Below are 6,329 nucleotides of genomic sequence, written 5' to 3'. Positions count from 1 at the left end.
TGGCCCTTACCGGGTGTGGCGGCGGCTCAAGCAGCGGAGGTTCAAACGGTAATGGTCCAATTGATCCGGCACCACTCGTTAGGCTTCCTGCCCTCAAGTCTCTGAGTATTCCCCAAACCAATTTTCAGACAATTAAGCCCTCTAATTTTGACATTGAGCAAGCAAGTAACACGCCATTAAACGCGATGGCATACAACAATTTACAAGGTGACAAGCGCATATTCGAAGTGGCCTTCCAGCCATGTGAACAATGTGACGAACAGGTTATGCCTACAGTGACACGTGTATTCGATATCAACCAAAAGTACACCATGTTTAATATGAACAACTCAACGGTCGCTTGGAAAGGTCAAACATATCATGGCAATTACCCTGTCATCATGGACAAAGAAAGTGGTCAGCTCTATCCCATCGTAATAGACGGCAAGGTATCAGAATTTGATGCCGAGTTACAAAATGAGAGTCCATTTCTTAGCCAACAGAATCAAGGTGATTTAATACCAAATACGACACTGTATAGCTTTGACATTACAGACAACGTTCATTGGCATACACATGGAATCTTCAAGGCGGAACTAGAGAATAATGCCTTTGTATTCAAGACGTTAAAAAGCCATGTACTTGCAGATGAGCGAGGCATACAGATTGACGCACAAGGTAATATTCTTGTCTACTATCAAGATCAACCTACACTTACAACCCAAGTAATAGATTATAATCACTTTGCCTACATTAAAAACACAGACGAATTTCAGGAACTCGATTATTCGGATACAGATGGTCGTTATAGATCTTTGAGAGTGATTGATGGAAAACTAGCAGGGATCGATATTAACAATCCAAGCTACTTTTCATTTGTTACACCAGTCGGAGACAAGCTAGTCTCGACGCAAAGCCAATACGACATTACTAATTCTGTAGGCAGCATTACCCGTATAAGTAAGCGTAGCCCACAAATTAATGGTTATGATATGAATACGCAATGCATCGTAAATCAGTTAAATGAAAATAGTTACGACTATATTGGGTATAGTTCGCTCATAGATGTCAATCGCCCCTTCGCTTCATTCGATGCGTTGAGAACCTCGCAACATACATTGTTTTGCGTTGATTACATACAATCTTGGCAGGAGAAAAATGTGACAGTCAAAGTATCGGCATTCGATACTGAAACTCAAACATTCTATGATTTTGATACCGGCATAGAGCTTAACAAATATTTTTACGCGCCAGACGTTGGTAAATTAACCGCTGACAATGGCGTTGTGGTACAATCTGACGAGACCGTCATGCTGTACATGAATCGAAAAAATAGCAATGAAGTTGTAGAATTTTACATCAACCCATTTTCAAAGCAGGTTGAGCAAAGAACGAATGATGGCTTTATCTCTCCAACGGGGTTCGCTTCTTTGAGTCATTAAGGTTTAATTCCCTCTTCCTTTAGTGAGTTGGAGCGGTGATCTAAACCTACATCATGTAATGCCTGCTCATACAGCAGGCATTTTTGTATGAATTAAAACTAACGCACGTATGGCGATTCTGGAGCTTGGGAGTAAAGAGCAGCCGGATAACATAGCTGAACCAATTTGTAGAAAATGGTATGCTAATCAGTATCTTGTATGATTGAGCATTTAAACCTTCGGATCTACACGCGCTCTATCTACACCATAGACGCGCATATCCAAGGTTAAAGCCCTACTTGATTATCTCACTCAAGAATTGAAATAACCGGACGCCAATAATGAACACTATTTACCAAATCAGTGATTGCCACCTCTCTGATGAATCCAGCTATGAGAACCTACGTCGAGCGCTTGAATTCGTCAGTAACGATCAAGAATGCGAAGCTATTTTGCTAACAGGTGACATTTGCTGTAACCCCCAACCCGGTGACTATGTTCACTTAGAAACGTTCGTTCGAAACCTTACCGACAAATCTATTTATGCGATTGCAGGCAACCATGATGACTCTCACTTAATGCGTGCAGAACTTAAAGGTTCGACGATCTGCGTGACCGATAGAGCCATCGTTTGTGGGCGTGAATTTCTATTTCTCGATTCGAGTTTCAAACCCAAAGACAGCGTTCACCCACTCGGTTCAGGACGGCTCGATAATCGAGGGCTAGCCCAATTGAAAAAACAGCTGAGGAAAGCCAGTAACCCTGTCGTTGTTGTTCACCACCCTATCATTCCTGTCGGTGCCGATTGGATGCAAGCAATCCGTATTGAAAACGATTTTCACGTGATGAGGGTGCTTCTGAAATACGGAGTACGAGAAGTCATTTGTGGTCACGGTCATGCTCAAATAACAACGACACAACACGGCATGAACCAGTATATGGCACCTTCTACAGCTTATGGGTTCGACCACTCGATTGAGGAGTACAATCGCAGTGATAAGATTGGATTAAGCAAGATCTGCGTATCACAACACTCATTTGATTATCTAGCGATATACCTTTGAATATATGTATTTTAACTTACGCGCTACAACTAACGGGTAAGCCATTCATCTAACACGGAGATGAATTGGGGGTTTATAAGATAACCACTAGAAGCGTGCGGGTTACTTTGCCCGTCACACACATTGAGATTGTAAATTGGATAAATGTCTTTCATGCCACCAGCAATCAAACCCAGTCTGAGCATCTCTTGAAAGTCATTTTTGATTTTGCTGTCATGAGAGATAAAGTCATCTTCAGCTGACAAGTTCACCCACCTATGAATATTCAAAGGGTACTTTTTCATGCCCTCTAAACGGCTCCCTTTCAAGCGCTCTTTTACACTCTCATCGCCTAATGGTGAACCTAACGTAACCAGAAGATCGATCTTCTTTTTAGCGCCGTAAGCATTTCGGTACTCACTGTAATGGGAGAGTTTCCATAACACGTCATAGCTGATCATTGTGCCAAGACTATGTGCTACGATCATCACCTCATCTTGGTTATCAAGCGCTCCTCTCAGCTCCGCCATTAATCGATATCTTACATCGCTGCCAAAGTAGGAGTCTTCATACCAATAATGAGTCATATCGGGAGCAACTAATGCTATAAGTGGCTCTGCCACTTTCAAACGACTAAGCACAGAAGAAAAAGTATCTGCAAGCGCCTCTTGCAGAAACCCTGCCTTGGAAACTTCACCATACGTTTTCTTATTAAACTGATGGGACTTGTAGCCTTTGAGGTCGATTAAAGCCTGTTGCCGATAGATCGGGTCTTCAGCTGGCTTGTTCAATAAGGCGTTTGATAAGTCGCCAAAATACACGAAGCGCTTCTCGATATTCTGGAAAGCTTGGAGTGAATCAGAGCCGTTACAGTCACGCTGTAACCCATGTTCGATGGCATCGTACCAGAGTGATTGAAGAGATTCCCTATCAGGCTTTTGCCCCCGACCGTGGATGAATATTATTTTCTTAGCCATACCTTAAAAACCATGTTCACTATCAACATTAATCATCGGGCCGCTATTTTCCTGAAAATTAACGAGGATAGAACCGATTAATTTCGCTTCCCTTGTTTTATGCGGCCTACATAACTGAAATGCCCCCTAGCTAAACATCAACTTGTCAGTGTTTCCGCGTAAATGACCCACATATCAGGTGCAAGAATCACATGGGGTAATACTGTTAGATAAGGTTTAACTAGTGCCCTTTCAAACCAGCCCCCTTTATTCTGACACACTGAAATAGGCTCTACGGCACGATGATGTGTAATAACCACATATACTAGGGGGTAGTATTTTATACTCAGGGGGAGTATAGTTTTTTTCATACATTATCTCACAAACCAAGGCTTAAGAGTTTCCATATGAAAGATGTTAAAGGTGTTTTCCGCAACCTAGAGAAGATGCTGAGAAAAGCAAACTGGTTTGAGGATGGTTGGGAGATCTATAACCGTGGAGAGTACCTTCAGTTATATAAAGAGACTTGGTTCAACCAAAAACAGGGCGGTATCCACTTTGAGACCTTTATCGAAGGGCCCCAAATTAAGCAAAAGGCCTTTCCTGTTTGCATGCATGCGGAAGAAGACTGTCCTTCCCAAGCAGAATTTATACGCCAGTTTAAAGCACTAGAAAAAGATCGCATTGAAAGTTGGAAAGGCTATAAAACCCAAGACAACAGTTACGGGATTTGCCAGAGAACCTTACCCCTAAACTTCAAAAACCTAGAACAGCGCTTGTTCGAGGAATTCAACCGGCTGCGCTCACTTGAAGCCAGTGTAGAGAAAGTACTAGATAGGCTCTAATATGAAAAAACAGAAAAGCCCTTGTATTGATATGTGCGATTTTTCACACAGTAAAGGGTGGTGTTTAGGCTGCGGTAGAACACGAGAAGAGTGTAAGGCTTGGAAATCAATGAAGCCTTACGCTGTTAATGTTCTCAAGAAAGAGCTAGTAAAAAGAAAGGCTCAAATGAACCGCTAAACCAAGCGCTATTTGATGTATGAATCCAATACTTTCAGTACCACTTCCATATCTTCTTCACGCTGAACTTTGTCATCTTCTAGTACCACATGTTCTAGAAGATGACCTTTAATGACCTCCCTCATCAAGCCATTGACTGCGCCACGAATCGCTGCGATTTGCTGCAGTACGTCTTGGCACTGTTGCTCGTCGTTATCGAGCATCTTTTTTAAACCATTGACCTGGCCTTGTATTTTACTAACTCGGGCCTTTAGTTTTTTCTGATCTTTGGCGGTATGTGACATAACGTAGGTACTCAAGGGAATTAAAAACAAGCGGTTAACCTGTAATGTAGCACTTTAGCGATACTGGGGGGTAGTTTTTCGGTACCCGCTATACGCCTTCTAGGCAAGAGTAAGGTTCGAATGGCCTACTGCTTTGTTTTCGCACACTGCTGCAAATGCTTTATAAAGGCGGGAACCTTTTTCGCTATATGTTTTCGGGAAGCATAAAATGCATATAGAACTAAGTCTGCAGGCTGATATTCGAGTTCTACGATTTCTAGTTCACCAGCTTCAACTTCTTCAGAACAGAGTTCAGCTGGCAGGATCGCAAAGCCTAAGCCGGCCAAGGCTCCAGCCTTAGCAAGCTGACCACTGTTAACCTTAAACCCTGACTTGACTCGTTGCGTTACCCATTCACCATGATCGTCTGTAAATATCCAAGGTGTACCGTTCAGTGCGGTAAAGCTACTGATACAAGGTACATGTTTTAAATCTGTAATCTGAAACGGTTTTGAGCAGCTTTGAAGTAGTTTAGGTGAAGCAACGACAACACTCGGCCAACGTTGGATTTCTTTAGCGATCCAGCTGTTGTCTTCTAACTTTCCTCGATGAAAACTGACAATAACGTCAAAGCCATCGATCAAGTCCTCTTTTGGACTAATGCTGGTATCACAACACAGTGATATCGAAGGGTACTGGTTGCAAAAGGCAATAACAGCTTGAGCTAATTCGGCAGAGTCCGGCATTAAGATGTTTAATTGCCCCTGCACATCTTGAGAGTGTTGTGTGACCTCTTCTATCGCCTGATTGAGTTTATCCAACAAAGGCTGCGTACGCTGATAAAGATGCTCGCCAGCTTCTGTTGGAACGATACGACGCGTGCTTCTCAAAAACAGTCTTACATCTAGTTGTTGCTCTAACAACGCGATATGTCGGCTAACATTTGAAGTCGGTAAACACAGAAACTCTGCCGCTCTTTTGAAGCTATTGTTCTCATAGACACAATGAAAACTCTTTAGCCATTGCTGATCAATTTTATTCAGCATATCCCCTCCAAACAATCCCATATTATTGGATTATTAAACCAAATATTGACACTTTATTACCAAAAACAGGCTTATACAATATTCATCACTCGAACGATGGGAATAAAGGTTATCCATGAGCTGGCTAGAAAAACTTTTGAATAAGAACAACATAAAACGTAATCGTAAAGCATCAATTCCAGAAGGTGTCTGGATCAGCTGCCCTTCTTGTACCCAAACCTTGTACCATATCGCACTCAAGGAAAACCTACAGGTATGTCCAAAATGTGGGCACCACATGCGCATGACAGCACGTCTTCGTTTAGACACATTTCTAGATAACAGCGAGCGAGCGGAGTTAGGTACTGAATATCTACCAATAGATTTGCTCAACTTTAAAGACAACAAACGCTATACCGAACGACTGGTCTCTGCACAAAAAAGTACAGGTGAGGAAGATGCACTGGTCGTGATGAAGGGCGAGCTACTTGGCATGCCAGTTGTCGCATGTGCTTTCGAGTTTGCTTTTATGGCAGGGTCAATGGGATCAGTTGTAGGCGCTCGATTTGTCGATGCAGTCAATAAAGCAATTGAATCAAGCTGCGCANGCGGGGGGGCG

7 protein-coding genes and 1 pseudogene are annotated in these 6,329 nt (G+C 42.6%); 5 read left to right on the top strand and 3 right to left on the bottom strand.

Going from position 1 to position 6,329, the window contains the following annotated elements:
- The coding region (locus tag A3712_RS27900) for a hypothetical protein (protein ID WP_063524640.1) at positions 1-1,421 on the top strand (1,421 nt) is incomplete at its 5' end.
- Between the two features lie 320 nt (positions 1,422-1,741).
- Positions 1,742-2,464, top strand: coding sequence for a metallophosphoesterase family protein (locus tag A3712_RS18705; RefSeq protein ID WP_063524639.1), 723 nt, complete (start codon positions 1,742-1,744; stop codon positions 2,462-2,464).
- A gap of 29 nt (positions 2,465-2,493) precedes the next feature.
- Here the strand turns inward: A3712_RS18705 and A3712_RS18700 are convergent, their stop codons facing one another.
- A complete protein-coding gene (locus tag A3712_RS18700) occupies positions 2,494-3,420 on the bottom strand; it encodes a hypothetical protein (RefSeq protein WP_063524638.1) in 927 nt (308 codons plus the stop codon).
- Positions 3,421-3,806: 386 nt separating this feature from the next.
- On the opposite strand from A3712_RS18700, the gene A3712_RS18690 reads away from it, so the two are divergent.
- Positions 3,807-4,244, top strand: a complete 438-nt coding sequence (locus A3712_RS18690; protein WP_008223720.1) for a hypothetical protein — start codon at positions 3,807-3,809, stop codon at positions 4,242-4,244.
- A gap of 1 nt (position 4,245) precedes the next feature.
- The gene (locus A3712_RS18685) at positions 4,246-4,422 is read left to right on the top strand and encodes a DUF1289 domain-containing protein (RefSeq protein WP_063524636.1); all 177 of its coding nucleotides are present in this window, start codon (positions 4,246-4,248) and stop codon (positions 4,420-4,422) included.
- Positions 4,423-4,430: 8 nt separating this feature from the next.
- Here the strand turns inward: A3712_RS18685 and rcnR are convergent, their stop codons facing one another.
- Positions 4,431-4,706, bottom strand: a complete 276-nt coding sequence (gene rcnR / locus A3712_RS18680) for a Ni(II)/Co(II)-binding transcriptional repressor RcnR (RefSeq protein WP_008223718.1) — start codon at positions 4,704-4,706, stop codon at positions 4,431-4,433.
- Positions 4,707-4,831: 125 nt separating this feature from the next.
- Positions 4,832-5,731: a LysR family transcriptional regulator gene (locus A3712_RS18675; protein WP_063524635.1), complete on the bottom strand. Its 900-nt coding sequence runs from the start codon at positions 5,729-5,731 to the stop codon at positions 4,832-4,834.
- Positions 5,732-5,846: 115 nt separating this feature from the next.
- On the opposite strand from A3712_RS18675, the pseudogene A3712_RS18670 reads away from it, so the two are divergent.
- Positions 5,847-6,329, top strand: a pseudogene (locus A3712_RS18670) (acetyl-CoA carboxylase, carboxyltransferase subunit beta); the annotation flags it as partial.

The sequence above is a fragment of the Vibrio sp. HI00D65 genome, assembly GCF_001635455.1.
Taxonomy (GTDB): Bacteria; Pseudomonadota; Gammaproteobacteria; order Enterobacterales; family Vibrionaceae; genus Vibrio.
This window is presented reverse-complemented; position numbering and strand designations above follow the sequence as displayed.

Coding starts and splice junctions, on each gene's coding strand:
- A3712_RS18705 (WP_063524639.1), top strand. CDS start 1,742: ATGAACACTATTTACCAAATCAGTGATTGCCACCTCTCTGATGAATCC.
- A3712_RS18700 (WP_063524638.1), bottom strand. CDS start 3,420: ATGGCTAAGAAAATAATATTCATCCACGGTCGGGGGCAAAAGCCTGAT.
- A3712_RS18690 (WP_008223720.1), top strand. CDS start 3,807: ATGAAAGATGTTAAAGGTGTTTTCCGCAACCTAGAGAAGATGCTGAGA.
- A3712_RS18685 (WP_063524636.1), top strand. CDS start 4,246: ATGAAAAAACAGAAAAGCCCTTGTATTGATATGTGCGATTTTTCACAC.
- rcnR (WP_008223718.1), bottom strand. CDS start 4,706: ATGTCACATACCGCCAAAGATCAGAAAAAACTAAAGGCCCGAGTTAGT.
- A3712_RS18675 (WP_063524635.1), bottom strand. CDS start 5,731: ATGCTGAATAAAATTGATCAGCAATGGCTAAAGAGTTTTCATTGTGTC.